Below are 26,405 nucleotides of genomic sequence, written 5' to 3'. Positions count from 1 at the left end.
CGAGTCCCATTGTTTCCCCCAGATCTAAACCCGTCGGGCAGGCGGCCTCCTCGCCGACTGTCCAAACCTTTAACTAGAATAGGTGATCGGAGCACGATCGGTGCAGTCAATGGCGGGCATCAGCGCTGCGTGTGCAAACTCTGAGGAAAGCGGAACCAACGTGTACGTCTCACCAGCAATCCCTGCAAACCGCCTGAACGAGGCTCTGGATGCCTTAGTGAAATTATTGGAGACGGGTGAAGAGATAGCCGCAGTCTTTTCGGTCTTCAGGATGAAACGGCACATTGAAGTATTAGCAGTCAGTAATTTCAGAGTCGTTACTCTGGGGTTCAAATTACTCGGCGGGGTGCGCACCGTAGACTCGATCGCCCTCGCCGTTGTCCGTTCCTTCAGCGTGTCTCGTTCTGGATTCAGCATCGGTCGAATTGACCTTCACCTTGACGGACAGCCTGTTCACCTCGGAACTATGAATGGAGCTCATGCTGAAGGAGATTGGCAGCGACTCGAAGAGCTCCTGAACTTCCGTTCCCAATCCGGCGCGCCGGCTCGTTACTCTTCGGCCCTTTCAATCCTCCCGCCGCCCGCATATCCGCCGATGATAGGGACAAACTCCGATCGGGTCCATCCAAGTCCAACTGACTTGAAGCGGAGATTAGGTGAGCTGGCTGAAAACCACGCCCGCGGTGAGCTCACAGATGAAGAGTTGGCTGAGGCGAAGGCTCGAGCCATCGTCCCGTAGAATCTGAGGCCCTCCTACGGTAAAGCTCTTCCGTCCAGATGCTTGGAGCCTTGCCGCCGGGGTTGTTCGATCTGGATCTCCCTATCGCAGATAGAGGTAAAGCATGGCCGACTTCATGACCCCGGAACAGCGAAGCGCCCATATGGCACGAATTAAATCCAAGAACACAAAGCCCGAGCTGATGCTACGGAAACGGCTTCATGGAGAGGGATACCGGTATCGCTTACATGACAAGCGGTTGCCGGGGAAACCAGATCTCGTGTTTCCTGGACGTAAGAAAGCGGTCTTCGTTCATGGTTGCTTTTGGCATGGACACGCCTGCCCAGTTGGTAGTCGATTACCGAAGTCCAACACTCATTTTTGGGCTGAAAAGAGAGAACGGAATCAAGAGCGCGACGCAGTGCAAGCCGAGCAGCTCCAGACACTGGGATGGGCGGTCCTTGTAGTTTGGGAATGCGAAGTCCGAAGCGACAGCGACGCAACACTTGGCAAGATCCGGGATTTTTTGGACCCTAAACCAACAACATGAGAGCTGTTCCATCGCTCGGGTGGCATCGCCCAGATTCATGGCCGGCTACGCGCAGGTTCACAGATCCGAAGCAAACGGTATCTGGACGCAGAATTCGCTGAAGTCCGTTTACACGAAGTGCCTAACTTGGAAGGCAGCGAATCCTTGAAGAGAATCAAGGCTTAACCCGATAGTGGACTTTCCTATGGGCGTGACGTACTCGGTCTTCGGCTTTGAAATAACTTTGTGCTTGGTCCGCCCGCCATCTATATATCCAATTCATTCCGTCTTGGTCCGTCACCCGCTTTTGACCCAGCCTATCGAGACCGGCAGGAAACGCGACGACACCAACATCCCCAAAGCGCAAGTGTCGATCGTGGGGAAGCCATCCTTTAGGATGTGCCCATTCGCCCACATATAAATTTATTGCGACAATTCGTCCATCTGTTAGCGGCTTCCAAGCTTCTTTTATGAGTGCGACGACGTTTTCTGCCGTATATGGTAACCCTTGTTGTTTCGTTCCGGCGCAGATATCGATTTCCACTTCGGCCCCCCGCGACTCGTCAATCTTGTAGAGTATCCACGTAAGGAAATCATGATCCGTTCGTTTGCCGAACGATAAATCTTCAACATACCGCTGCATGCCCTTAAGGATATATCTATCCAAAATTGTTATTGTTTTCGTATGTGTTGCTAACGGTGAAAGAACTTCGTCCCAAAAAGTACTTCTAGCAGAATCTTTTGGGAGGTTACCGATCTCCGCAGCCGTGACCATGTTAAAAACAGGTTCCACCTCGCGTAGAGATACTCCTGAAGTGCATGCATAAAGAGCGGACTGGTCGTCGGCGCTAGGTGATTTCGGAAGAAACTCGAGTTGCTTCTCAGTGAGAACATAAAGCGGCCAATGCGGATGATAATCTTCGATATTCTTTAACTCTTCTGGCGATTTTATATCGCTGATACCGTAAGGCGTTTCAGGTGATTCGATCCGCAGTCGGCCTTGCTTGACCAAGGAAAGAATGGTTTCTTTCCACGCGGTAGTTTCACCGACCGGTATGGTCGAAGCCCCTTTGAGGATTGCCAAAAGACGTTGCTTTTCGGCACCGTTTGCCAGACGCACAGAACCATGCGCGGCGATCGTGTCGCGCATGGTTCGGTTTAAGCTACGGACAACGGACGGTGGCCCGAAAGTGGAAAGCTCTTCTATTGCACTCGGCGAAAGTGCCATCGTCGTTATCATTATAGACCCGCAAATACTTCATCAAGGCGTTCGTCGAAGAACCCATTCGGCCACATGTCTATGAAATCACCTTCATTGTCAACCCTGAGCGGTATAACTTGTGCTTGACCATCTTCGTCCTGATCAACGTAAAGTATTGAGACCAGGTGCGGATCGAGGAGACCTTCGCGTATTCGACGTTGGATTCGCAAGACGAGATGCTCGCTGTGCGTTTCTGCAATCACCTGATTTGCTCGTCCTGCTGGGTCCGTAGCTTCGATGAGTAGATCAGCCATTTCCGACTGCATGGCCGGATGTAGGTGGATTTCCGGTTGCTCTATGCAGACGACTGTGTTTTGGTGAGCAGAGAGTTCTACCAGAATCGGGAGGACCTGGCTCACGCCAAACCCCACATCGGCCGGACTCAGTGTCACACCTGACCTCTGGTCCTTCAGCGAAATAGCCAGTGCGTCTCCGAGAATCTCTGATCCGTTACTCGTATTGAGAGCTAGGACCTCGATGCTGTATGGGATGCCGAGCTTCTCCATCCAGCGGGAGATTTGGTGTTGTTCTGAATTATTGTCAAACAGCGCTGAAGCTAAATCGCTGTCAGCCCCTTCTCCCGATCGCAGATGAACCCGCTTCGGCGGCTGGCGGAGAGGGCCGAGGTACGACATAGCTCCGAGTAATTCCTGCAATTCTCGGCTGAGGCCTGCGGCAAGCTTCAGGCCTCTTCTTACATATGACTCAACGGTTGTGACTTCTCGTTCGGAGACCCCTCCCCGATCCAATTCGGTTATTAGTGAAGATCCGGGAAGTAATCCGTCAGAAGCTATGACTAGCTGTTTTTCATTGATTTTTCTGAGTAATCTAGCAAGGGCGCCCCGGTTGGCATGGCTAGTTCTTCTTGGCTTTGAACTATACGTGCTGCCCGGCCTGGAGATCAGATCCAGTAGCTGGCTAAGCTGCTTTTCGGTAAAGGTTGTTTGAGCTCGTTCTAGCGCTTCGTTTTCCGATGTTTCACGGACATTATAGCTGTAAGACTCATGATCAAGATGACAGATTACGTTGACATTATCGGCTTTATTGCTCCCGTCTTTCGAAAACTGAAAGTCGATGGATCGTAGAAAAGCAGCCGAAGGGTCACCTTCCACCTGTGGTAAAAGCGGGTTGTTGCCGAACGTGATTCCTATGCAAAGTTCTCGATTCACGTCATGCTGGTGAACGCACGTAGAGAATGACCCCGCGTCGGTGTATCTGCCCTGCGTTACTAGATATGGGTAATCTAAGGACTGGCGGAGCACTTGGATAGCCTGAAGAATGGAAGACTTTCCTGATGAATTCTTCCCGTAGATTAGAGTTAGAGGTTTCAACGGAACGGAGACTTCCTCTCCGAATGATTTATAATTGGATATTCTCAACTCGCTGATCAAATGTTCCGGTGGGGTAGGTCGGTCCACATCAACAAGCTTTTCCAAGAATCTGGCCGGGTCTAGAACGCCTTGGGTCTTTATTTCTCGGTAGGCCACGGAGCGAGCCACTGAAGCCGCTAGGGTTAGACTGGAGTCACCGCGGGTCCAGCTATGGAATGTGTCAGCCACCTGGGCTATCGCGCTTTCTCCCAGTCCAGCCCGTCCGCTTTCAGGAGTTTCATTAAGGGGCCCGAGATTCATCATAAGGACTTCGTCCCGCCCCACGGGCTTTCCCCCGGCTCGAACCACCCATAAAGCCGTAGGGAGAGCGGTTCTTCCTGCGCCGCCTGACGGAATGCGGATAATGGCCTCTATACAACCCTGTTCCAGTAATGACGCTCGCAAGAGATCGCCTGTAGGGCCGAATGTACTTTCGAGTGGAAGTAGGATGAAGCCGCGCTGAAGCGGGCGCAAAATCCGCACGGTTTGCATGATCCAGAAAGGATCCAATGACCCGTTCGCGCCTTTCCACTCTCTGTAGTTTGTTGGATTTGAAAGAGCTGAGCGCTTCATGCCGTATGGGGGGTCAATCACGACATTGTCAACGGAAGTGGTCCAGTGCTGGAGATCTAACGCATCGCCTTCTCGGATCTTGGCTTCTAAACCCGCTAGCTCTAGCCGCATCCGTGCCAGTCGCGCAATCTCGGGGTTTAGCTCTAGGCCAAGTAGTTGACGTGCCCCTAATTTGCCGGCTTCAAGAAGGACAGACCCCATGCCGCAGGCAGGATCAAAGACTGTTTCTGAACCCGAGGCAAGTTCGGCAATCAGTCGCGCTACCCAATTTGCAGTATTGTGCTCCAGCCCTGCCCTGCTGAGTTTCGAGAATTTCTTTGCAAGTAGCCACTCGAAGAGTAGATGCAACGCGGATCGAAGCTCATTCGACTCGATAGCTTTCTGACCGAGTAAGTCGATTTCCCTGACTAGTGCTGGTGCAATTTTATCGCCATCGCCATTTCGGCCCAGTACTTCACTTAGTCGTCCTCGCGACTCAAAATCGGGGTACCCGCCATTGTTTTTCTGATCGAGGTGTTCTCGATGGTTTGAAGTCCTGACTGCTTCGGCCCATCGGCTCGGTTCTGCGACCAACCTCCAACGTGTATGGATCAGGTCCAAGGCAACATCAATTCCACGTTCAAGGCCGATTTCGCGGGAAATTTCGATAATCCTCTTGCCCGTTTGACTTACGTCGATTTCCTGTGCCATACGTCCCCAATGCTTGCCGAGTAGTAACTGGAAATCACAATAGTACGAAAAAGCCCGGAGAGACGTGTGTCGCCCTTTCGAATCGGAGGACCAGCTAAGGTCCTAGCCGTCGTCTTCTTAGAGCATCGCTTGACGGGTTATCAAATCCGTTGTGTAGCCCTCTGGGCTTCGGTGTCTTCTGAGCGCAGTTCATGACACGGCACACAAGCCCACGGGGACGACCTGATCAGATGCATTCCGATGAACTTTGCTTTACACGGGTTTGCGGAGCTGAAAATAAGCGGATCAGGACCAGACGACGCCGAGGCGGGCGGCTTGTTGGGGGATGGTGACGTCGATGCCGGTGAGGTCGGTGAAGCGGCGCAGGCGGTTCATGAGGGTGTTGCGGTGACAGAAGAGCTGGTCCGCGGATTGGGCGATGCTGCCGGTGGTTAGGTAGGAGCGCACGGCTTCCTCTAACCGCGCTCGTTCCACTGGGCCGCATTCGGCCAGCGCGGCGTCGACGTCGGGTACTACGGGGACGCCGGTTTCCGAGAGGCGGTGGCGGGCGAGCCGCGCCCAGGCGTTGCGCATGGTGAGGGCTTCTCGATCGCTGTCCTCGACGAGCGAGGCCAAGGCGCGGGCGGCCTGGGCGGCGACCCGCAGGTCTGGGAGTCCGCGCACCTGTTCAACCAGGCCACACCTGATCTGTCTGATTGGTTCGATGGCTTCGCGGACGGCGCTGCCGGGGCGGTCATCCGCGGCCCAGAACGTGACGAGCCCGTCGGGCAGCGGGTGGGTGAACACCTCGATACGACGGCGGGAAGCCGCGGCTATCACCACACGGAGGGGCGGCGGCGTCGTCCGTTGTTGCTGCTGCCACGACGAGGGGAGCGTCTTCATCGATGCCGAGTTCGTCGGCGATGCGGGTGAGCATTTCCGGGGCCGGGCTGACCGGGCCGAACATGGTGGCGACGTGGCCCTGCCGCACGGAGGACGCTTCCTGGGCGATGCGCTGGCGCTCGGCGATGTAGGTGGCCTGGGCCTGGGCGGCGTAGGAGTCCACCACCTGCCACACCGTCTCGGCCCGACGCACCAGCAGCTCGGCGTCGCCCGGATCGGCCAGCGCCATGAGCTCGCCCCAGATGACGGTGAAGTCGATCCGGATGGCCGTCATGAGCGATTCCACCGGGATGCCGGCGCGGGCGCGCGAGACGCCGACGTCCAGGGAGATGTTCTGCCGCTCGGCCACCAGACGGTCGCTGTCCGCGCCGGGACGCAGGCTTTCGATCAGCGACGCGAACGAGGCGGCACCGGTGCGGCGGATCTCGCTGGCCGGCAGGATCCCGTCCCGGTAGTCGTCCAACTGCAGCACGCCTCGATGAAGAGGTCCGTCAGCACGTCCACAGAGAGCTGGTTGAGCAGGCCGTTCCAGCGGGTGACTAGGGCGTCGTGAAGATCAACAATTCACCAACGGCCGCGGCGCTCACTCAGCCATCGAGGCTGTCAGCACTCAGGAGCCGATCATGAAGGCGGTTCGAGCGACCCTGCCCGCGATCACGACGGGTATGTGGGCATCTCCGATGAGGCCGCCGAAGCCTAAAATGCTATGGACGCGCGTCGCGCCTCCATGGTCCTGCTCACCCTCTTATTTGGTTATTTCGCGGCGTCCTTGGAACAGCTCTTGTCCGGGCCGGTTTCGCATACATATTGAGCGTAAAAGGCATCAAACGCGGCTTTCGAGCGCTCGGTATCAATTGCGGGCTGCGGTGTCCCTACAGGCCCGCCGGCTCTTTCTGTTTCGAAGGGTAAGAGGGAACGTCGAAGGTTCTCAGCCAGTTCTGTAGCTTCTTGAGAGGCGACAAGTTGTAGCTTTCGCTTCGACTCGTTCCATCGGTTCACGGAATTTTCGAACTCTTCATTCGTGATGGGACACTTCGCGTCCTTTTGACCTTCCGGCCAAATTGAGTCTGACCCTACTACACAGCGAGCACTGGCTCTCCGTGTGATCTGCTCTTCCAGAGTGCGACTATCAACCCAGAACGCCTCATAAGCCGGACGCCTGACGTCTTTCCCACGCTGCTCCCGTTGCTCACTGATCTCATAGATCAGCGCGGATTCAACTTGCTCGTTCGCCATGTTCGTCGCAATGACTGACCCCGCAATAGCTAAGGCCCCGCCGACAATAGCCCCACCAAACGCTGTTATCGCAGGATTGCTCACATGCGTTCCTACTGCTGCCCAAAAACCCACGTCTTCCCCCACTACGCCGAATAACTTGTAGATGAAGTCTAAAGAGCGAACCTAAGACTGATAAACCGTGTCGTCACGAAGGGTATGCTCGTGGCTGCCATGAACAGCGCTTACGCGAATACAATAATGAACGGGTACAGGCAGCTCCTGTGAGGAAGCTATCTAGCGGCATCGGTGAAGGCATTGACAGCTGATGATTCCTCACTGTTGGAAAAATACTCGTACCAGCCTTGTCCCGGCTTGCGGCCGGGCTCCGTTCCGCACTGTTTGGATGGACTCCATGAACAGCGCGCGGTTGACGAATCGCATTATTGCAGACCCGAGCGGGGCCGCCGCTGGCCTTGGCGACTTTAGAGGATCCGAGGGTGGACGAGCTGGCCGCCGGAATGATGCCCCCCAGGGCAGCCTGTCTGACCCGGGCGAAGATCTGCTGCTTCCCGTCCAGCCATTCCGTAAGGTCTCGGCGAAGTCGGCATCCGCCGCCGTGGTGTCAAGGTCGGCGTTGAAGAACGGGCGGCCCGAGGGTGCCTCGGTGCGTGAGGAAAGGGGCTGGACACGTGCAGGCTGCCGCAGGACCAATCTGGCCTTCGAGGCGGCAAATCAACTCACCGCGGCTCTAAGGCTGGTCTAGGAAACTGGATAGACGGAACTGGCCACCGACGACCGTATGCACACGGGCGGGGATCTGCTCACAGTGGATGAAACGTGTGGTCGCCAGTGCGTTCTTTCCGGGCTGACGGCGCATTCGCTCATGGATTCTGCTGCGCCAGTCAAGGCATGAAGTCCGCGGGCTCCTTGTTCGTCGAGATATTCCGCGAAATAGGCGGCGATGGCGTTGCCGGCGGTGGTGACGTGGCCAGAAGCGATGGCTTTGAAGATGGCGCGGTCGCATTCGTGGGCCTCTTCCACGGCTGATGGAGTTTGCGGAGCGTTCCATCCGGTCATTCATGAGGTTGAAGATGGAGCCGGAGCCTGCTTCGCCGCAGATGCGCAGGAGGCTGTATGGCTGGCTTCCCAGACGGCAGCACGGAAATCCATCTCCGCGCGGTTGAAGCTGTCCGAGCCGTTGGCGACTTCGGCTTCCATGGGCTCACGGCGTCGCGCATTTTTCCACCTGCTCTTCGGCGTGCATGTCGGCGGCGGCGTGCTGGCAGGCCGAGCTCCCAAAACGATGCGGAACTGCACCAACTCCGAGAGTGACAAGGAAGTAACGCGGACCATGGTGGAAAGGACCGGCCGAGGCTGTCGGGAGACAGGCAACACCTGCGGTCCGCTGCGGCCGCCGGGCTTGGAGACGATCAGCACCCGGTACTGCAGGACCCCCAGGGGCTTCGGATAGGTTAGATGCTGGCCCGGCTTGATGTCACCGGAGATGATCGCCTCTTCGATCTGCTGGCCACATGCTCGTACGCCACGGTGGGAATGACCGGCGTGAAGGCCAGATTGCTCATGAAGTACCTTCCGTTGTCGCAATTTTTAGGGAGATTCGTCGACGAGCACATTGCCTCCGGCGCTGCCTTCCTTGTTAAAGAGTGCCGCTGAAAGCAATTATGCAACTCGGAAGATCAGGCAACTCGTCAGGACCAGGCGACGACGAGGCGGGCGGCTTGTTGGGGGATGGTGACGTCGATGCCGGTTAGGTCGGTGAAGCGGCGGAGGCGGTTCATGAGGGTGTTGCGGTGGCAGAAGAGCTGGTCGGCGGATTGGGCGATGCTGCCGGTGGCCAGGTAGGAGCGGACTGCTTCCTCCAACCGTGCTCGTTCCACTGGTCCGGCTTGGGCAAGCGCCGATTCAACATCGGGGACTACGGGGACGCCTGTTTCCGAGAGGCGGTGCCGGGCGAGCCGCGCCCAGGCGTTGCGCATGGTGAGGGCCTGCTGGTCACTGTCCTCTACCAGGGAGGCCAGCGCGCGGGCTGCCTGGGCGGCGACGCGTAAATCGGCGAGGCCGCGGACTTGTTCAACCAGGCCGCACCTGATCTGCCGGACCTGCTCGATGGCTTCACGGACGGCGCTACCCGGGCGGTCATCCGCTGCCCAAAAGGCGACGAGTCCGTCCGGGAGCGGGTGGGTGAACACTTCTGTGCCACGGCGGGAAGCCGCGGCGATCACTACGCGGAGGGCGGCGGCGTCGTCCGTTGTTGCTGCTGCCACGACGAGGGGAGCGTCTTCGTTGATGCCGAGCTCGTCGGCGATGCGCGTGAGCATCTCGGGCGCTGGGCTGACCGGGCCGAACATGGTGGCGACGTGGCCTTGACGCACGGAAGATGCTTCCTGGGCCATGCGCTGGCGCTCGGCGATGTAGGTGGCCTGGGTCTGGGCGGCGTAGGAGTCCACTACCTGCCATACGGTCTCGGCCCGGCGCACCAGCAGCTCGGCGTCGCCCGGATCCGCCAGCGCCATGAGCTCGCCCCAGATGACGGTGAAGTCGATCCGGATGGCGGTCATGAGCGATTCCACCGGGATGCCGGCCCGGGCGCGGGAGACGCCGACGTCCAGGGAGATGTTCTGCCGTTCGGCCACCAGGCGGTCGCTGTCCGCGCCGGGGCGCAGGCTTTCAATCAGTGAGGCGAACGAGGCGGCGCCGGTGCGGCGGACCTCGCTGGCCGGCAGGACCCCGTCCCGGTAGTCGTCGAGCTGCAGGACGCGCTCGATGAACTGGTCCGTCAGCACGTCCACAGACAACTGGTCCAGCAGGCCGTTCCAGCGGGCGGCCGACGCGGCGTCGTCGTTCTTTTGTTTCCTGCGTATTGCCATGGTGTTTTCCGCCCCGATTTTTGTGCTTTTGCACATTCTAGCCGTCGAAACCCGCGACTTTTCGTGCGGGTGTGATGCGGCGCACTCTGGAATGCTGGTGTGCATTCCTAGTCCGTTGCGCACCGTTCGGCACAACGGGCAGTCCGAACACCAAGCGTGGAGGCACCATGTCACAGACCCTGAACCTCGAGGCCGGGGCCACCCGGAAGATCACCGACAAGGAGGCGATGAAGGTCTCCATGGGCGCCCTCATCGGCACCGCGATGGAGTGGTACGACTTCTTCCTGTTCAGCGCGGCGGCTGCGCTGGTGTTCAACGTCCAGTACTTCGCCAACGAGAACGCCACGGCGGCGGCGCTGGCTTCTTTCGCCACCTTCGGCGTCGGTCTGGTGGCCCGTCCGCTGGGCGGCATGTTCTTCGGTGCGATGGGTGACAGGATCGGCCGCCGCAAGACGCTGATGGTCACGATTGTGGGCATCGGCGCGGTCACCGGTCTGATCGGCCTGCTGCCGACCTACGCCGCCATCGGCATTGCTGCTCCGGTGCTGCTGGTGCTGCTGCGTGTGTTCCAGGGCCTGTTTGTGGGCGGTGAGTGGTCCGGTGCGATGACCATTGTGGTGGAGAACGCGCCGCTGGAGCGCCGCGCCCGCTACGCGGCTATGCCGCAGATCGGTTCGCCGATCGGCACCATCCTCTCCTCCGGCGGCTTCTTCCTGATGACGCTGTTCTTCTCGCAGGAGAGCTTCAACTCGTTCGGCTGGCGCATCCCGTTCCTGGCCGCCATCCCGATGCTCCTGATTGCGCTCTACATCCGCAGCCGGCTCGAAGAGTCCCCGGTCTTCACCGAACTGATGGAGCACGACCAGGTGGAGAAGGCCCCGATCCGCACCACGCTGCGGGAGTCCTGGAAGCACATCATCATCGGCATGGCCGCGGCCCTGCTGGGCGTGGGCGGCTTCTACCTGGTCACCGCGTTTGTGGTCTACTACGGCGTGGCCATCCTGGGCTACTCTCCCCGGCTGATGCTGCTGGGCGGCATGATCGCCGCCATCGTGGAAATCCCCATCCTGATCCTGGGCGGACGCCTGGGCGAGCGGTTCGGCTGCAGCCGCGTGATCCTGGTGGGCGGCATCGCCTCCGCCATTGCCGCCGTTCCGTCCTTCATGCTGGTGGCCAGCGGCAATCCCGTGCTGGTGGTCATCGGTATGGTCCTCGCGGTGGCGACGCTGTCCTTCCCGTACGCGGCCTCCGGCACGGTGCTGACCGGCTTGTTCCCGGCCCGTACCCGCTACACCGGCGTGGGCTTCGCGCAGAACACCGCCGGCATGCTCTCCGGTTTCGTGCCGCTGCTGGCTACGGGCATGGTGGCCGCCGCGGCGAACCACTGGTGGCCGGCCGCCGCGATGCTGGTGTTCCTGAGCCTGTTCACCGCCGTCGCCGGTGCCGTGGCCCCGCGCATGAGCGTAGACCTGCCCGGCTTCAAGCACTAAATTCAACGTACGACGACGACCTCCCGCCGACGCTCCTGACCTGCTTCCGGCGTCGACCTTCCTGATGAAAGAGCTCCACACTATGTCCCAGTCAGCCGGCCACCTGATAGTCCGCCAGCTTGAGGCGCACGGCGTCCGCCGCGTGTATTCCGTCCCGGGGGAGAGCTTCCTCGACGTGCTGGACGGGCTGCACGATTCGCCCGTGTCCACGGTGGTCTGCCGCCAGGAGGGCGGCGCCGGGTTCATGGCGCTGGCCGAAGGGCGCAAGACCGGTATCCCGGGCATCGCGATGGTCACCCGCGGGCCGGGCGCGGCGAACGCGATGATCGCCGTGCACACCGCCTGGCAGGATGCGACGCCGCTGGTGCTCTTTGTCGGCCTGATTCCGGTGGCGGACCGGGGCCGGGATTCATTCCAGGAGTTCAGCCTGGAGGGCTGGTTCTCGACGACGGCCAAGCGCGTGGTGGTGCTCGATGACGAACACCGCGCCGCGGAGACCGTCTCGGAGGCGATGCAGCTGGCGGTGTCCGGCCGGCCCGGGCCGGTGGTGATCGGCCTGCCGGAGGACGTGCTGGTCCGGCTGACCGACGCCGACGTGGTTCCGCCGCGCGCGCTGGCTGCCGCGGTGCCGCCGCCTGCCACGATGGAGGAATTGGCCAACCGGTTGGCCGCTGCCGCCCGTCCGCTGATTGTGGTGGGCGGGGACGGTTGGGGCGACGACGGCGGGAAGCTCGCTTCGTGGGCGGCCGAGGCGCAGGTGCCGGTGGCCGCGGACTGGCGGGCGTACGACGTCGTGCCGCACAGTTCTCCGGCGTGGGCCGGCTGGCTGGGTTACGGCCGCGCGGACACGCTGGCGGCCAGGCTGGACGAGGCCGACCTGCTGGTGTTTGTAGGCTGCGGGCGGACCGATGTGCTCAGCGACGGCTACACCAAGGGCTTCAAGGCGCCGACGGTGCTGGTGCTGCCGGACCCGGATGCGGCGACGCATTCCGGCCGGATCGACCTGCACCTGGCCGTGTCGCCGTCGTCGTTCGTTGCGGCTTTGCCGGCTCCCGCGGAGGCGCGCGGAAGCCGGGGGAGCGGCTGGATGGAAGCGCTCGCCGAGGACCAGCGCCGGTACGCCACCCCGCGGCCGGATAACAGCCCCGGCGTTGACCTGGGCGTGGCCTTCGGCGTGCTGGAAGACCGGCTGCCCACGGACAAGGTGGTCACGTACGGCGCCGGCAACGCGACGCTCTGGGGCCACCGCTACCTGACCCACCACGGGTTCGGCTCGCTGATCGGGCCGCGCAACGGGGCCATGGGACTGGCCGTTCCCGCCGCTGTTGCGGCGTCACTGATCGAGCCCGAGCGGCAGGTGGTGGCGGTCTGCGGCGACGGCGACTTCCTGATGAACGCGCAGGAACTGGCTGTGGCCGCGGCGCACGGTGCCGCTCCGCTGGTGATCGTGGTGGACAACGGGATCTACGGCACGATCGTGCTGCACCAGCGCAACCATTACCCGGACCGGCCGTCCGGTACCTCGATGGTCAACCCGGACTTCTCCGACTGGATCCGCAGCTTCGGCGGGCACGGCGAACGGATAGAGAAGACTGAAGAGTTCGGGCCCGCGCTGGAGCGTGCGCTGGCGAGCGGAAAGCTGGCGCTGCTGCACCTGGTGACCGATCCCGAGACGATGCCGCCGGGCACCGCGAACGCGCCGGAAGAGCTGGCCGAGGTTGCCTTGGAAGAAGGCGCGCGATGAAACTCGACCTGATCCTGCGCGACGCCGACATCATCACCCTCGAGGCCGACCGTCCCCGGGCAACATCTGTGGGCGTGCTGGGCGGGCGGATCGCCGGTTTCGACGAGGAACTCGAGGGCTGCACGGCCGAGCGGGAAGTCTCGCTGGGCGGCGCCACCGTGGTCCCCGGTTTCATCGACGCGCACTGCCACACCACGTGGTGGGGGCTGGGCCTGGGCGCCGTCGAACTTGAGCAGGCCCGTGGGCTCGTGGAGCTGTATGCGCTGCTTGAAGCCGAGGTCCGGCGGCTGGACGCGCTGCCCGGCGGCGCCTCCGACTCCTGGGTCAACGGCACCGGCTTCAACCACAAGCACCACGGCGGGGCCTTCCCGGACATCCGCCGGCTGGACGAGATAACGGGTGACCGGCCGCTGTACCTGCGGCACGTATCCGGGCACTTGTCCATCACCAACTCCGCCACCCTGCGGCTGGCCGGCGTTTTCGAGCCCGGCTTCGCCGATCCCACCGGCGGATTGGTGCTGCGCGGACCGGACGGCTATCCGACGGGCGTCGTGGAGGAGTCCGCGCAGCAGCTGATCCAGAACCTGCTGCTGCCGTATCCGGTGGAGCGCATCGTCGAAGCACTGGACGCCGCGACCAGGCGGTACGCCGCCGAAGGCATCACCAGTTTCACCGAGGCCGGCATCGGCGGCGGCTGGATCGGGCACAGTCCGGTGGAGGTGCAGGCGTATCTGACTGCCAAGCGGGCCGGCAAGCTGCACGCCCGTGCGCAGTTGATGCCGGCGCTGGATTCGCTCCGGCCGATCGAGGCGAACGCCGCTGATATGCACGGCACGGGCTCGGGCCGCGGGCTGGACCTCGGCGCCGTGGCGGGCTTCGGCGACGAGTGGGTGTCGCTGGGACCGGTGAAGGTCTTCATGGACGGCTCGCTGCTGGGCGCCACCGCGGCGGTGACCGAGGACTACTGCGGCCACCAGCACAACACCGGCTACCTGCTCGATTCGCCCGAGGCCTACCGCGAACGCGTCGACGCAGCCTACCGTGCCGGCTGGCCGATCGCGCTGCACGCGATCGGTGATGCGGCCATCGACCTGGCCACCGAGATCATTGTCGGCTGCCAGGAGCGCTACGGCCGGAACCATTTGCCCAACCGGATCGAGCACTTCGGCATCGCCCGGCCGGACCAGTTGGCTCCTGTCGCCGCCGCCGGGATCGCCGTCGCCCCGCAGGCCGCCTTCATCGGTCCGCTGGGCGACCAGTTCGCGGCGCTGGTGGGGCCCGAGCGCGAAGGCTGGCTGTACCGGGGACGCTCGCTGGTGGACGCCGGCATCCTCGTGGCCGGCAGCTCCGACCTGCCCGTGGCCGACAACAACGTGCTCCGCGCGATGCAGTCCTGGGTGGACCGGCGCACCGAAAAGGGCAAGATCCTTGGGGGAGCGGCCGAAGGCCTTACCGCCGAGGAAGCGCTGCGCACCTACACAGACTGGGCGGCCCGGGCCACCGGTACCGCCAACCAGAAGGGCACGCTGCGCCGGGGCAAGCTGGCCGACTTCGCCGTGCTCAGCGGGTCGCCGCTGGACGCGCCGGACATCTCGGACCTCGAGGTGCTGGCCACGATTGTCGGCGGTGAATTCAGCTACGACCGGCTGGGCGCCGGTCCGGTAGCGGTTTCCACAGCTGGCCCCGATGCCGGCCTAACTGCCGGCCCCGCGCCCGAGTCTCTCTTCGCGCCCGAGCCGGGCGCCGCCGTCGTTCGCTGAACATCTATACGTCAGACCGAGCCGTTAGGATTCCACTCATGACCACCACCTCCGCCCAGCCCGACCCGTCCGTCTCCGGCGACGAGGCCAGCGCCTTCCTGCACGACTTCCGCTCGATGAGCACGTTCGGGGCCACGCCTGGCGGGGGAGTGGATCGCCAGGCGGGGACGTTCGTCGACGGCCAGACGCGGACCTGGTTCCGCGGCCTGGTGGAAGGGCATGGCTTCGACGTCCGCTACGACGTGGTGGGGAACCAGTTCGCGCTGCTCGAGCTGGTGCCCGGCGCCCCGTACATCGCGGTGGGCTCGCACCTGGACTCGCAGCCGCTGGGCGGGCGGTTCGACGGCGCCTACGGCGTGCTGGCCGGAGCCCACGCGGCCATCCGGCTCCAGCAGCGGCTGGCGGCAGAAGGCACCGAGCCGGCGTTCAACATCGCCGTCATCAACTGGTTCAACGAGGAAGGCTGCCGGTTCAAGCCCTCCATGATGGGCAGCTCCGTTTTCACCGGCAAACTGCCCGCCGAGCGGGTCCTGGCCACCACCGACCCGCACGGCACTACCGTCCGCGAGGCGCTGGAGGCCATCGGAACCATCGGCGACTTCTCGCTGGATGTGGCCGCGTATGTGGAGATCCACATTGAGCAGGGCCGGTCGCTCGAGGACGCGGGACTGACCATCGGCCTGGTCGAGTCCACCTGGGGCGCGAACAAATACGAGTTCATCGTGCACGGGGAGCAGGCGCACACCGGTGCCACCGTGATCGCCGACCGGCACGATGCGCTGCTCGGGGCCTCCTCGCTGGTGGTTGCCGCGCGGGAGATCGCCGACGAGTTCAGCACCGACGAGCATTCCGTCATCACCTCCTGCGGCGAGTTCACGGTCTACCCGAACTCGCCCGTGGTGGTGGCCAGCCGGGTGGAGCTGCTCGTCGACGTGCGCAGTACCGACCCGGACGTGCTGGCCGCCGCCGACGCCGAACTGCACCGCCGGGTCGCCGAGATCGAGCGGAAGGCGAGCGTGCGGATCGAGCGCGGCGCCGAACATGTCTGGGCCGCCAAAGCCTACGACGAGGCCGGCATGCGCCTCGCCGCCAAGAGCGCCGAAGCGCTGGAACTGCCCTACGGAACCGTCCGCACGCTGGCCGGCCATGACTCGACAAACATGAAGGACATCGTCCCGACGATCATGCTGTTCGTGCCCAGCGTCGAAGGCATCTCGCACAACGAGAAGGAACTGACTAACGACGACGACATGCTCGCCGGCGTGGATCTGCTCACCGAGGTGCTGGGGCACGTGGTGGTAGGGGACTTCGTTTCGCCGGACGCCTCGGGGGACTGACAAGGCCATTACGGTCCAGTGCTTGCTAAAAGCGCGCCCCTGCGCGGCGTGTCGCGAATCCGCCGGTGGGATCATCGAATCGGGGGGGATTGGCAGCCAGCGAAGGAGCGGATCATGGCAGGCGGATCGGGAATTATCGAGCGGTTCTACCGGGAAATCATGGAGGGAGGGAACCTGGACCTGATCGACGAGCTGGGCAGTGAGAGCTTCACGGAGCACGAGGAGCCCATGCCGGGGCAGCCGTCGGGTCTGGACGGTATCAGGTTCTACATCGAGACGTTCAGGAAGGCGTTCCCGGATATCAAGGCGAAGACTATCGATCCCACGATGGCTGATGGGGACCTGGAGGCGGCCCGCGTCGTCCTCACCGGCACCCACCAGGGCGAGCTGATGGGAATTGCCCCCACCGGCAACACTGTGGAGTTCGGCGGCATCGACATCATCCGTGTTCAGGACGGCAAAGCGGTGGAGCATTGGGGAGCCACGGACATGCTGAAACTGATGCAGCAGATTGGCGCCGTCAAGTTGTAATCATGCCGCGACGACGGGAGAGCCGACGTTGACTGCACCTCGAAAGTTGGACAAGAAAGTTGAGTCTGCTTTCCGAGGTGCAGTTCTTATGTGGTCAGTGCGCGATTGACCGCGAAGAACGAAGATGTGTCCTCAGCGTTACATGTAACATAGATCGTATGGGAGTACGCGACAGGGTCAGCGACTATCGGCGTCGTATGCGGGAGCAGGGATACCGCCCCATCCAGGTGTGGGTGCCTGATGTGCGAAGCGAGCAGTTCGCCGCTGAGGCGCATCGGCAGTCGGCTGTCGTGGCAGGCGCAGGCAGGGACAGTGACGACCAGGACTTCATCGAAGCCGTGTCGATCGCGTGGGACGAGTGAACCGCGGCGATATCTGGACCGTGGCAGGCGGCGTGTACGCGACCAGGCCCCGTCCTGCCCTCATCATCCAGGATGATCGCTTCGACGCAACCGAGTCCGTCACCGTCCTGCCGATGACGACCACGGCAGTAGATGCTCCACTGCTCAGAATCCCTCTGCACCCCTCAGCAACCACCGGCATCCGGCAGCCCAGCTACGTCATGATCGACAAGCTCACCACAGTCCGCCGCTCCAACGTCCAGGAACGGATCGGCCGCCTTCAGGCCGCTCAACTCGTTGAAGTCGAGCGCGCTCTGATGGCTTTTCTCGGGCTGGCGGACTGACCTCCGGCGTACCTCAGCACCAGCCGTCTGGCATCACGGAATCGGCCGCGGCGGCGGGACACTTGGCCGGCTACGCCCGGCTGCCGGAAGCAGGCCGCTCCATCGAGCACATTAGGCCGTGTCGGCCGCGCCGGTCAGGGCGCTAAGGCCGCGTGCGCCTTCTTCGTCTAGGTAATCGGCAAAGTAGGCGGCGATCGCATTGCGGGCGGTGTCGCCGGCGGCGAGGGCATCGCCGGCGGCGATGGCTTGGAAGATGGCGCGGTCCCGCTCGACGGCTCCTTCCATGGCTGCAGTGGAATTTCCGGAGCGTTCCATCCGGTCGTTCATGAGGTTGAGGATGGAACCGGCGACTGCTTCGCCGCAGATCCGCAGCAGGCTGTTGTGGCTGGCCTCCCAGACTGCAGTGTGAAAATCCAGGTCGGCGCGGTTGAAGCTGTCCGAGCCGTTGGCGACTTCCGCTTCCATGCGCTCGACGGCGTCGCGCATTTTCTCGACTTGTTCCTCGGTGTGCAGGACTGCGGCGAGCTGGCAGGCGGAGCTCTCCAGCACGATGCGGAACTGCACCAGTTCCGACAGGGACAGCGAGGCGATGCGGGCCATGGTGGTGAAGGAGCGTCCGAGGCTGTCGGGTGAGACGGCCAGGACTTCCGGCCCGCTGCGCCCGCCGGGACGGGACGCGATCAGTCCTTGGCTCTGCAGCACGCGCAGGGCTTCCCGGATGGTGGGGCGGCTGACCGAGAACTGCACCATGAGTTCGCGTTCGCTGGGAAGGTGCTGGCCCGGCTCGATCTCCCGGGAGAGGATGGCCTCTTCGATCTGCTGCACCACGCGCTCGTAGGTCAGCGTGGGCACGGCCGGCGTGAAGGTCAGCTTGCTCATGAGGTGCCTTCCGTCGTCGTAATTTTGCGGCCTCTGTCAGTAAAGATTGCCCTCGAAACGAGCTTTACGCAACTGGTAAGACCATGTAACTAGGTAGAAATATAGACATGGCATGGTGTTGGATGGATCACATCACTGAAGTGTCGTTCCTAATTGATGGAGAACGCTATGCGCCTGAGTAAGAATTACGGCCGCGCGGCAGTTGTGCTGCTGGCCGGATCGCTGTCCCTGACCGCCTGCTCGGCCGGATCGGGCGGCACCACCGCCGACGGCGCTGCCGAGAACACGGACGTCACCGTGGCACTGACCGGAGAGCCGGTGAACCTGGACTTCACCACGACGGCGGGAGCGGCGATTCCCCAAGCGCTGATGTCCAACGTGTACGAGGGTCTCGTGGAGATTGACCAGGAGGGCGAAGTCCAGCCGCTGCTGGCGGAGTCCTGGGAACTGAGCGAGGACCGCAAGACCTACACGTTCAAGCTGCGCGAAGGGGCAACCTTCTCCAACGGGGAGGCCTTCACCGCGGAAGACGTGAAGTTCAGCATTGAGCGCGTCCAGTCCGACGCCTGGGTCTCCAGCCTGAAGGCCAAGATGGACGTGGTGGACTCGGTTGAGGTGCTCAGCGACACCGAAGTTGCGATCACCCTCAAGCAGCCGAGCAATGCCTGGCTGTTCGACATGGGCACGCTGGTGGGCGCGATGTTCGACCCCAGCGGCGTGGACGACCTGGCCAACACCGCCATCGGCACCGGCCCGTATGCCATCGAGGCGTGGAACCGCGGCCAGTCCATCGAGCTGGCGGCCCGCGACGACTACTGGGGCGAGAAGCCGGGCGTGGAGACAGCAACGCTGCGCTACTTCGCCGACGCCGTCGCCACCACTAACGCGCTGCAGTCCGGCGACGTGGACGTGGTCTACAACATGCAGGCGCCGGAGCTGCTGTCCGGCTTCGAAAGCGATGACAAGTTCCAGGTCCTGGAGGGCACTTCCAACGGCGAGATTGTCCTGTCCATGAACAACAACGAGGCACCGTTTGACGACGTGCGTGTCCGCCAGGCCGTGATGCACGCGATCGACCGCCAGGCCGTAGTGGACACGGCGTGGAACGGCTACGGCACGGTGGTCGGCGGGCCGGTCCCGCCGACGGACCCGTACTACGAGGACCTCAACGACGTCTACCCGTACGATCCGGCCAAGGCCAAGGAGCTGCTGAAGGAAGCCGGGGCGGAGAACCTGAACATCACCTTCACCGTTCCCACCCGGCCCTATGCCACGGCCGTCTCCGAGATTGTGGTGTCGCAACTGGCCGATGTGGGCATCAGCGCGAAGATCGAATCTTCCGAATTCCCGGCGGTATGGCTGGACGAGGTCTTCACCAAGCAGGACTACCAGATGTCCGTGGTGCTGGCCGTGGAGAGCCGCGACGTGTTGGCGATGTTCAACAACCCGGACTACTACCTGGGCTACGACAACGCCAAGATCAAGGACAAGGCGGCAGAGGCCGACGCCGCCGACGAAGCCGGCTACATCTCCGGAATGCAGGACGTGGTCCGCACCATTGTTGACGACGCCGCCGCAAACGTTCTGTTCATCTTCCCCAACATTGTGGTGGCGGACGCGAACGTGACCGGCATCCCGGCGAATTCCGTCACCGAGGCGCTGGACCTGACCAACATCGGCTGGAAGTAAGCTCTACAACCTCGAGTAAGGAGGGGCCGGCGTGGCAATCCGATTGCTGATCAACCTGGCCCGGTTTGTGGTCACCTACGTGGCCGCTACGGTTCTCGTGTTCCTGTTCATGCGCACCATCCCGGGCGATCCGGCACAGATCGCGCTGGGCGTGAATGCCACGCCGGAGCTGCTCGCCCAGACGCGGGCGGAATTCGGTACGGACCGGCCCCTCATTGTGCAGTACTTCGACTGGGCCTTGGGGCTGCCCTTCGGGGACTTCGGCATCTCCTACGTGACCCGGCAGGACATCAGCCCGCTGGTGCTGGACCGGGTGCAGGTGAGCCTGATCCTCGTGGTGCTGGCCATGATTGTCGCGCTGCTGATCGCGATTCCGTTCGGGACCTACGCCGCGGTCAAGCACCGCAATCCCAGCGGCATTGTGATCAGCGGGATCAGCCAGCTCGGCGTCGCGGTGCCGAACTTCCTCGCCGGCATCCTGCTGGTGGTGGTCTTCGCCGTCGGGCTGGGTTGGTTCCCGGCCAACGGCTGGACACCGCCGGGGGAGGACTTCGGCGACTTCCTGTCCCGGGTGTTCCTGCCGGTGCTGGCACTCGCCTCCGTGCAAGGCGCCATCCTGACCCGGTATGTCCGCTCGGCCGTCATGGAAGTGATGAGCGAAGATTATCTGCGCACCGCGCGGGCGAAGGGCCTTGGCAAGCTGGAGGCCTTGGTCAAGCACGGCCTACGCAACGCCTCCATTCCGGTCCTGACCGTGACCAGCGTGCAGTTGGCGGCGCTGATCATCGGCGCCGTGGTGATCGAGCGGGTCTTCGTCATCCCGGGCCTGGGCTCGATGCTGCTGGACGCGGTGGGCAACCGCGACCTGCTGACCGTGCAGTCCGTGGTGATGGTGCTGGTGGCCATCACCCTGATCATCAATCTGGTGGTGGACGTGCTCTACACCGTCCTTGACCCCCGCATCCGGAAGAAGGCGTAATGACAGCCGAGCCCGCCGTCGTCGTCCGCAGTTCCCGGCGCAAGCCGGCACCCACCCTCCTGATCGGGGCGTCCCTGGTTGCCCTGGTGGTGCTGGCCGCGCTGGTCTCCCTGGTCTGGACTCCTTACGATCCGGTGCAGGCGTTCCCGGCCGACCGGCTGCAGGGTTCCAGCGCCGAGCACCTGATGGGCACGGACCGCTACGGGCGCGACGTGTTCTCCGGGATCCTGTACGGGGCACGGATCACCCTGCTGGTGGGGCTGATCGCCGTCGGCATTGCGCTGGTGATCGGCACGCCGCTGGGCATCCTCGCCGGCATGCGCGGGGGCGCCACCGAGGAAGTGACCATGCGCGGGGCCGATATTCTGCTGGCCTTTCCGGCGCTGCTGGTGGCCATCATGTTCGGCGCCGTCTTCGGAGCGAGCACGCTGACGGCGATGCTGGCCATCGGGATCGGCTCCATCCCCGGGTTCGCGCGGGTGGCCCGCAGCGGCACCCTGCAGGTGATGAGCACCGAATACGTGCTGGCGGCGAAAGCCTCGAGCCAGAGCGCGTTCCGGATTGCCCGGCGGCATGTGCTGCCGAACATCGCCGGCATGGTGGTGGTGCAGTGCTCGGTTTCCTTCGCGATCGCGGTGCTGGCCGAGGCCGCCCTGTCCTTCCTGGGCTTAGGGACGCCGCCGCCGGTGCCGTCCTGGGGCCGGATGCTGCAGGAGTCCCAGCAGTTCCTGGGCACCTACCCGATGCTTGCCGTCTGGCCCGGCGCGGCCATTGCCGTGGCGGTGCTGGGCTTCAACCTGCTGGGCGACGGACTGCGCGATAAGTTCGACCCGAAACTGAACGGAGAGCGCTGAGCATGGACAGGACTGCGAACAACGGCCGGCTGCTTGAGGTGGCGGGACTTTCGGTGGCCACCAAGGACCGCCCCCTGGTCTCGGACTTCAACCTGGTCATGGACCGCGGCGAGCGGGTGGGGCTGATCGGCGAATCCGGCTCCGGGAAATCCATGACGACGACGGCGCTGATGGGCCTGCTGCCCGAAGGGGTCCGGGCGAGCGGCTCCATCCGTTTGGCAGGGCACGACGGCGACCTCGTCACCGCTTCGGATAAACAGCTGCGCCGGATCCGCGGGAATGACATGACCATGGTCTTCCAGGAACCGCTCACCGCGCTGAATCCGCTGATGAAGGTCGGTCCGCAGGTTGCCGAGATCATGCTCAAGCACAAGTCGGTGTCGAGTCGGGCGGCGGCAAGTGCCCAGGCGGTGGAGCTGCTAGCCGGGGTGAAGCTGCCGGATCCGGGCGAGGCCGCCAAGGCGTATCCGCACCAGCTCTCCGGCGGGCAGCGCCAGCGCGTGATGCTGGCCATGGCGCTGGCGAATGACCCGGCCCTGCTGCTGTGCGACGAACCGACGACGGCGCTGGACGTAACGGTGCAGCGGCAGGTGCTGGACCTGATCCTCGAGTCCGTGCAGCAGCGCGGAACCGGCCTGCTCTTCATCACTCACGATCTGTCCGTGGTGGCCAACGTCTGCGACCGCGTGCTGGTCATGAACAACGGCCAAGTGGTGGAGGAAGGCAGCACCGAGGACGTGTTCTCCCGGCCGCAGCACCCCTACACCCGGGGCCTGCTGGCCGCCTCTGACCTGGACGCGACCGACGCGGACGGTCGTCTCTTCACAGTGGCCTCCGCGGCAGCGTATGTGCCTCCGGTGCCGGAGCAGGTTGTCGCCGAGGTGCCGAAGGCTGCATTGCACGTGCCGGGCACGGACGGGGTTGCGGGACTGGGCCTTCCCGAGGCGAAGGCCGAAGCCGGAACCTTGGCCGGCCCTGATGCAGCCATATCGAGTGTGCAGCAGGTGCCCTTTTCACCCCTGAGAACGGCACCTGCTGCACACTCGGTTCCGACTTCGGCGCTCGGCGCCTCGGCCTCAGAGGACCGGTCCACGGCGGCCGACCCAGTTGTGGCCGGCACGCCGGCGCGAACGGAACCATCCATCGCGGAGCCGGCAGCCGCTGTCGTCAGTCCGGTGATCAGCGTCAAGGACCTGGTCCGCACATACCAACGCCAACGGACCAGTCTGTTCGGCAAGCCCACCGAAGTGCAGGCGCTGCGCGGTGTCTCCTTCGATGTTGCCGCCGGGCAGCGGTTCGGCGTGGTGGGGGAGTCCGGCTCCGGAAAGTCCACGCTGCTGCGGATCCTCGCCGGGCTGGACCAGCCGACGTCCGGCAGCGTCCGGGTGGCCGGCAATGAAGTGGCGGGAGCGAAAGAAAGCGAGCTGGCCCAGCTGCGCCAGCAGCTCCAGATTGTCTTCCAAGACCCGATGGGCTCGCTGGATCCGCGCATGCGGGTGCAGGACATCATCGCCGAGCCGCTGCTGGCGCCGGGCCAGAAAGTGGACAGCGCAAGGCAGCGCAGGCTGGTGGGGGAGATGCTCTCCGCCGTCGGCCTTCCAATGGACGCCGCCGAAAGGTTCCCGCACCAGTTCTCCGGCGGCCAGCGCCAGCGGATTTCCATTGCCCGTGCGCTGATCTGCCAGCCGCGCGTGCTGGTGGCCGATGAGCCGGTAAGTGCACTGGACGTCTCCGTGCGGGCGCAGGTGCTCAATCTGCTCTCCGACCTCGTGGACGAATACCAGCTGACCCTCGTGTTCGTGTCGCACGATCTGGGCGTGGTCCGCTATATCTGCGACAACGTTGTGGTCATGAACAAGGGCCAGATCGTGGAGAGCGGCAGCACCGCGCAGATCTACGAGGCACCCCGGCACGAGTACACCCGAACGCTCGTTAACTCCTCCATGTCCCTTCGATCAGAACTTGCCACGCGCGAAGCCGCGCTGTCCCGCTGAATCCTCCTCCCGGAAGGCACCCATGTCCCCGCTATCCTCATCACCGCTCCACAACCTCACCGCCCGGGAACTCGGGGAAGCATATGCAGCGAAGGATCTCTCCCCGGTGGACGTGGCCGATGCGGTGATCGAGCGGATCGAAGAGCGGGAGCCGGTACTCAACGCCCTCTACCAGTTCGAGCCGGAGGCTGTCCGAAAGGACGCGAAGGCCAGCGAACGGCGCTGGCTGGAAGGATCGCAGCGCGGCCCGCTGGACGGCGTGCCGATGTCGGTCAAGGAAAACATCGCGCGTGCGGGAGTGCCGATGCCCTCCGGAACGGCGCTGTCCAACCCGAAGGTGCCGCAGTACAATTCCCCGATTACGGACCGGATTCTTGAGGCCGGGGGAGTGATCGTCGGATCCACCACCATGCCCGACTGGGGCATGCTCTCCTCCGGCGTCTCCAGCCTGCATGGCATCTCGCGCAGCGCGTGGAATCCGGCCTGGACCACGGGCGGCTCCAGTTCCGGAGCCGGATCCGCGGCCGCAGCAGGATACGGCCCGCTGCACGTGGGTACGGACATCGGCGGATCCATCCGGCTCCCCGGTACCTGGCAGGGGCTTGCAACGTTGAAGCCGAGCGCCGGCCTCATCCCACTGGATGTTCCCTACATCGGCCGGGCCGCCGGTCCGATGGCCCGAACCGTGGCCGACGCCGCCTTGTTTATGACCATTCTGGGCCAGCCGGATATTCGCGACTACACCGCCAGGCCCTACCCTCCCATGGACTGGACCGTGGGCGACCTGGATGTGTCCTCGCTCAAGGTGGCCTTGCAGACGGAGGCGAATGCGGGAGCTGAGGTTGATCCTGAGGTGCTTGCGGCGGTTCAGGCAGTGGCGCAGCAGTTCGCGGATGCCGGCGCCCAGGTGGAGAGTTTGGAACCGTTCATCGACCAGGACATGCTGGACCGGCTGGACCGGTTCTGGCGGACCCGCTCCTGGGCGGACTACCGCGAACTCTCCGCGGCCGAGCAGCAGAAGGTCCTGCCGTACATCGCCCGCTGGTGCCAGGGCGGCTCGCAGTTCGACGGCGCTGAAACCATCCGAAACTTCGGCAGTATTGACCAGATGCAGAAGGCGACGATCGCGGCCACGGCCGAGTACGACGTCGTGATCTCACCGGTCGCTCCGATGGCCGCTTTCCCAGCGGAGCAACCCATGCCGGTGGACGATCCCGACCAAACTATGGCACACATCGCCTTCACCGTCCCGTACAACATGTCCGGGCAGCCGGCGGCCACGGTGAACTGCGGTTTCACCTCCGACGGGCGGCCGATCGGCGTGCAGCTTTCCGGCCGGGTCGGCGCTGACGACGACGTGCTGCGCGCGGCGGCGTGGTACGAAAGCGTGCGTCCTGCCGCCGCGGTTCCGGACTGGAGCAGCCTGGACTAAACGCTGAGGACCGATAGTTCGATTTCGGCTGCAGCCCTACTTCGTGGCGTTCGGGTGGTGAGTATCTACGTCGATCAGGATGACGGCTCGTTCCGCAACGTAAAACCAGATTTTGGCCCCTTGAGCGAGCTCGTACTGCCGCCGGCGGTGGATCATGCCTTTGTGCGTGACGAACTCGAGGTCCCCCTTCATGCCATGGCAAGTGGTGTCATCGGCGAGTGGTGCGGTTGTGAGGCGTTCCCACGCTGCAACCACCATATTGCGCTGTACAGCGAGAACATCGATCCACCCTTTGCGGGCGTTCGATGTTCCGAATACGATCTCATACTCGTTGCGCCGTAAAGGCCTGGGAACTGTCTCCCGCTTGGGGCTCACTTCCCTGGCCGGGGATCGTCAACAGGCTCTGACTCGTCCAGCCAGTCGAGCTCTGCGTCAGGAGTGTAGCCTGACGCAACAGCTTCAGCGGTTGCTTTCCAAGCGGACAAAACGACGAACAGCCTGTCGAAATTTGAGATGGATGCACAGGCCCGGGACACTTCAACAATCTCGGAAGCGAACTGCTCGCGTTGACTGCCCGGCAGGAAGCCTAGCCAGGGGAACGGACCCAAGAGTCGATCGGCGAAACTCGATTCACCGGGAGCCAAGGACGCCGCAACTAGATTCGCGGCCAGCTGGAGCGTCTCGTGCTCCCGCTCGATTGTCTTGGACCGAAGGAGCGTCAGCGGCTCACCATCGCGGCGGGTGATCGTCACCGGACCTTCGTCGGCGGCGCGGAAGACCTGTGCAGGATTCCTCGACAGGTCCGAGGAGCTGGCGGTGTGGCTGGTCATGACGGTACTCATGACTCCATTATTCTGAATACGTTCAGAAAAAGCAATCAGTGGCGGAAGGCCCAGGACCCA

The 26,405-nt window shown here is 63.2% G+C and carries 24 protein-coding genes; 15 read left to right on the top strand and 9 right to left on the bottom strand.

Annotation, left to right across the window (positions count from 1 at the left end):
• The first annotated feature begins 109 nt into the window (after positions 1-109).
• Both AC3A4M_RS14340 and AC3A4M_RS14335 read left to right on the top strand, forming a co-directional pair.
• A complete protein-coding gene (locus tag AC3A4M_RS14340; protein WP_498736384.1) occupies positions 110-739 on the top strand; it encodes an SHOCT domain-containing protein in 630 nt (209 codons plus the stop codon).
• A gap of 103 nt (positions 740-842) precedes the next feature.
• Entirely contained in the window at positions 843-1,268 is a 426-nt protein-coding gene (locus AC3A4M_RS14335; protein ID WP_498736383.1) for a very short patch repair endonuclease, read from the top strand.
• A 154-nt stretch (positions 1,269-1,422) separates the two neighbouring features.
• On the opposite strand, the gene AC3A4M_RS14330 is transcribed toward AC3A4M_RS14335, so the two are convergent.
• The 5 genes from AC3A4M_RS14330 to AC3A4M_RS14310 form a co-directional block, all read right to left on the bottom strand.
• Complete coding sequence (locus tag AC3A4M_RS14330; RefSeq protein ID WP_498736382.1) at positions 1,423-2,475, bottom strand: hypothetical protein; 1,053 nt, start codon at positions 2,473-2,475, stop codon at positions 1,423-1,425.
• Between the two features lie 11 nt (positions 2,476-2,486).
• Positions 2,487-5,141: a DUF3696 domain-containing protein gene (locus AC3A4M_RS14325; protein WP_498736381.1), complete on the bottom strand. Its 2,655-nt coding sequence runs from the start codon at positions 5,139-5,141 to the stop codon at positions 2,487-2,489.
• 285 nt (positions 5,142-5,426) lie between these two features.
• A complete protein-coding gene (locus AC3A4M_RS14320; protein ID WP_498736380.1) occupies positions 5,427-5,927 on the bottom strand; it encodes a helix-turn-helix domain-containing protein in 501 nt (166 codons plus the stop codon).
• Positions 5,875-6,495 carry an RsbRD N-terminal domain-containing protein gene (locus tag AC3A4M_RS14315; RefSeq protein WP_498736379.1) on the bottom strand — a complete coding sequence of 207 codons (621 nt, stop codon included), beginning with the start codon at positions 6,493-6,495 and terminating at the stop codon, positions 5,875-5,877. Before AC3A4M_RS14315 ends, AC3A4M_RS14320 begins: the two co-directional genes overlap by 53 nt.
• 281 nt (positions 6,496-6,776) lie before the next feature.
• Complete coding sequence (locus AC3A4M_RS14310; RefSeq protein ID WP_498736378.1) at positions 6,777-7,343, bottom strand: hypothetical protein; 567 nt, start codon at positions 7,341-7,343, stop codon at positions 6,777-6,779.
• Between the two features lie 1,374 nt (positions 7,344-8,717).
• Between AC3A4M_RS14310 and AC3A4M_RS14305 the strand changes: the two genes are divergently transcribed.
• Positions 8,718-8,915, top strand: a complete 198-nt coding sequence (locus tag AC3A4M_RS14305; protein ID WP_498736377.1) for a hypothetical protein — start codon at positions 8,718-8,720, stop codon at positions 8,913-8,915.
• 35 nt (positions 8,916-8,950) lie between these two features.
• Here the strand turns inward: AC3A4M_RS14305 and AC3A4M_RS14300 are convergent, their stop codons facing one another.
• Positions 8,951-10,129 (bottom strand): RsbRD N-terminal domain-containing protein, encoded by a 1,179-nt coding sequence (locus AC3A4M_RS14300; RefSeq protein ID WP_498736376.1) that lies wholly within the window; start codon positions 10,127-10,129, stop codon positions 8,951-8,953.
• A gap of 167 nt (positions 10,130-10,296) precedes the next feature.
• On the opposite strand from AC3A4M_RS14300, the gene AC3A4M_RS14295 reads away from it, so the two are divergent.
• From AC3A4M_RS14295 to AC3A4M_RS14265, 7 genes are all read left to right on the top strand, one after another.
• Positions 10,297-11,619 (top strand): MFS transporter, encoded by a 1,323-nt coding sequence (locus AC3A4M_RS14295; protein WP_498736375.1) that lies wholly within the window; start codon positions 10,297-10,299, stop codon positions 11,617-11,619.
• Between the two features lie 82 nt (positions 11,620-11,701).
• A complete protein-coding gene (locus AC3A4M_RS14290) occupies positions 11,702-13,363 on the top strand; it encodes a thiamine pyrophosphate-dependent enzyme (RefSeq protein WP_498736374.1) in 1,662 nt (553 codons plus the stop codon).
• Positions 13,360-15,123 carry an amidohydrolase gene (locus tag AC3A4M_RS14285; RefSeq protein ID WP_498736373.1) on the top strand — a complete coding sequence of 588 codons (1,764 nt, stop codon included), beginning with the start codon at positions 13,360-13,362 and terminating at the stop codon, positions 15,121-15,123. Before AC3A4M_RS14290 ends, AC3A4M_RS14285 begins: the two co-directional genes overlap by 4 nt.
• A gap of 38 nt (positions 15,124-15,161) precedes the next feature.
• Positions 15,162-16,460, top strand: a complete 1,299-nt coding sequence (locus AC3A4M_RS14280; protein WP_498736372.1) for a M20 family metallo-hydrolase — start codon at positions 15,162-15,164, stop codon at positions 16,458-16,460.
• A gap of 114 nt (positions 16,461-16,574) precedes the next feature.
• Positions 16,575-16,991 carry an ester cyclase gene (locus AC3A4M_RS14275; RefSeq protein WP_498736371.1) on the top strand — a complete coding sequence of 139 codons (417 nt, stop codon included), beginning with the start codon at positions 16,575-16,577 and terminating at the stop codon, positions 16,989-16,991.
• A gap of 158 nt (positions 16,992-17,149) precedes the next feature.
• Positions 17,150-17,353: an antitoxin MazE family protein gene (locus tag AC3A4M_RS14270; protein WP_498736370.1), complete on the top strand. Its 204-nt coding sequence runs from the start codon at positions 17,150-17,152 to the stop codon at positions 17,351-17,353.
• Complete coding sequence (locus AC3A4M_RS14265) at positions 17,350-17,676, top strand: type II toxin-antitoxin system PemK/MazF family toxin (RefSeq protein ID WP_498736369.1); 327 nt, start codon at positions 17,350-17,352, stop codon at positions 17,674-17,676. The genes AC3A4M_RS14270 and AC3A4M_RS14265 overlap by 4 nt, the downstream gene beginning before the upstream one ends.
• Before the next feature lie 111 nt (positions 17,677-17,787).
• Here AC3A4M_RS14265 and AC3A4M_RS14260 read toward each other — a convergent pair whose 3' ends face one another.
• Positions 17,788-18,555 carry a FadR/GntR family transcriptional regulator gene (locus AC3A4M_RS14260; protein WP_498736368.1) on the bottom strand — a complete coding sequence of 256 codons (768 nt, stop codon included), beginning with the start codon at positions 18,553-18,555 and terminating at the stop codon, positions 17,788-17,790.
• Between the two features lie 168 nt (positions 18,556-18,723).
• Here AC3A4M_RS14260 and AC3A4M_RS14255 point away from each other — a divergent pair, with 168 nt between their 5' ends.
• The 5 genes from AC3A4M_RS14255 to AC3A4M_RS14235 are packed head-to-tail and all read left to right on the top strand — an operon-like array spanning position 18,724 to position 25,503.
• Complete coding sequence (locus AC3A4M_RS14255) at positions 18,724-20,244, top strand: ABC transporter substrate-binding protein (protein WP_498736367.1); 1,521 nt, start codon at positions 18,724-18,726, stop codon at positions 20,242-20,244.
• A 31-nt stretch (positions 20,245-20,275) separates the two neighbouring features.
• The gene (locus tag AC3A4M_RS14250; RefSeq protein WP_498730450.1) at positions 20,276-21,223 is read left to right on the top strand and encodes an ABC transporter permease; all 948 of its coding nucleotides are present in this window, start codon (positions 20,276-20,278) and stop codon (positions 21,221-21,223) included.
• Complete coding sequence (locus AC3A4M_RS14245) at positions 21,223-22,077, top strand: ABC transporter permease (RefSeq protein ID WP_498730449.1); 855 nt, start codon at positions 21,223-21,225, stop codon at positions 22,075-22,077. Before AC3A4M_RS14250 ends, AC3A4M_RS14245 begins: the two co-directional genes overlap by 1 nt.
• A gap of 2 nt (positions 22,078-22,079) precedes the next feature.
• Positions 22,080-24,071: a dipeptide ABC transporter ATP-binding protein gene (locus AC3A4M_RS14240; protein WP_498736366.1), complete on the top strand. Its 1,992-nt coding sequence runs from the start codon at positions 22,080-22,082 to the stop codon at positions 24,069-24,071.
• 22 nt (positions 24,072-24,093) lie between these two features.
• Entirely contained in the window at positions 24,094-25,503 is a 1,410-nt protein-coding gene (locus AC3A4M_RS14235) for an amidase (protein WP_498736365.1), read from the top strand.
• Between the two features lie 36 nt (positions 25,504-25,539).
• On the opposite strand, the gene AC3A4M_RS14230 is transcribed toward AC3A4M_RS14235, so the two are convergent.
• Positions 25,540-25,761, bottom strand: coding sequence for a hypothetical protein (locus AC3A4M_RS14230; protein WP_498736364.1), 222 nt, complete (start codon positions 25,759-25,761; stop codon positions 25,540-25,542).
• A 113-nt stretch (positions 25,762-25,874) separates the two neighbouring features.
• Positions 25,875-26,345 carry a type II toxin-antitoxin system Phd/YefM family antitoxin gene (locus AC3A4M_RS14225; protein WP_498736363.1) on the bottom strand — a complete coding sequence of 157 codons (471 nt, stop codon included), beginning with the start codon at positions 26,343-26,345 and terminating at the stop codon, positions 25,875-25,877.
• Positions 26,346-26,405: the final 60 nt, after the last annotated feature.

The sequence above is a fragment of the Arthrobacter sp. Soil_C_60 genome, from assembly GCF_057656375.1.
This window is presented reverse-complemented; position numbering and strand designations above follow the sequence as displayed.

Coding starts and splice junctions, on each gene's coding strand:
- AC3A4M_RS14340 (WP_498736384.1), top strand. CDS start 110: ATGGCGGGCATCAGCGCTGCGTGTGCAAACTCTGAGGAAAGCGGAACC.
- AC3A4M_RS14335 (WP_498736383.1), top strand. CDS start 843: ATGGCCGACTTCATGACCCCGGAACAGCGAAGCGCCCATATGGCACGA.
- AC3A4M_RS14330 (WP_498736382.1), bottom strand. CDS start 2,475: ATGGCACTTTCGCCGAGTGCAATAGAAGAGCTTTCCACTTTCGGGCCA.
- AC3A4M_RS14325 (WP_498736381.1), bottom strand. CDS start 5,141: ATGGCACAGGAAATCGACGTAAGTCAAACGGGCAAGAGGATTATCGAA.
- AC3A4M_RS14305 (WP_498736377.1), top strand. CDS start 8,718: ATGCTGGCCCGGCTTGATGTCACCGGAGATGATCGCCTCTTCGATCTG.
- AC3A4M_RS14300 (WP_498736376.1), bottom strand. CDS start 10,129: ATGGCAATACGCAGGAAACAAAAGAACGACGACGCCGCGTCGGCCGCC.
- AC3A4M_RS14295 (WP_498736375.1), top strand. CDS start 10,297: ATGTCACAGACCCTGAACCTCGAGGCCGGGGCCACCCGGAAGATCACC.
- AC3A4M_RS14290 (WP_498736374.1), top strand. CDS start 11,702: ATGTCCCAGTCAGCCGGCCACCTGATAGTCCGCCAGCTTGAGGCGCAC.
- AC3A4M_RS14285 (WP_498736373.1), top strand. CDS start 13,360: ATGAAACTCGACCTGATCCTGCGCGACGCCGACATCATCACCCTCGAG.
- AC3A4M_RS14280 (WP_498736372.1), top strand. CDS start 15,162: ATGACCACCACCTCCGCCCAGCCCGACCCGTCCGTCTCCGGCGACGAG.
- AC3A4M_RS14275 (WP_498736371.1), top strand. CDS start 16,575: ATGGCAGGCGGATCGGGAATTATCGAGCGGTTCTACCGGGAAATCATG.
- AC3A4M_RS14270 (WP_498736370.1), top strand. CDS start 17,150: ATGGGAGTACGCGACAGGGTCAGCGACTATCGGCGTCGTATGCGGGAG.
- AC3A4M_RS14260 (WP_498736368.1), bottom strand. CDS start 18,555: ATGAGCAAGCTGACCTTCACGCCGGCCGTGCCCACGCTGACCTACGAG.
- AC3A4M_RS14255 (WP_498736367.1), top strand. CDS start 18,724: ATGCGCCTGAGTAAGAATTACGGCCGCGCGGCAGTTGTGCTGCTGGCC.
- AC3A4M_RS14245 (WP_498730449.1), top strand. CDS start 21,223: ATGACAGCCGAGCCCGCCGTCGTCGTCCGCAGTTCCCGGCGCAAGCCG.
- AC3A4M_RS14240 (WP_498736366.1), top strand. CDS start 22,080: ATGGACAGGACTGCGAACAACGGCCGGCTGCTTGAGGTGGCGGGACTT.
- AC3A4M_RS14235 (WP_498736365.1), top strand. CDS start 24,094: ATGTCCCCGCTATCCTCATCACCGCTCCACAACCTCACCGCCCGGGAA.
- AC3A4M_RS14230 (WP_498736364.1), bottom strand. CDS start 25,761: ATGGTGGTTGCAGCGTGGGAACGCCTCACAACCGCACCACTCGCCGAT.
- AC3A4M_RS14225 (WP_498736363.1), bottom strand. CDS start 26,345: ATGAGTACCGTCATGACCAGCCACACCGCCAGCTCCTCGGACCTGTCG.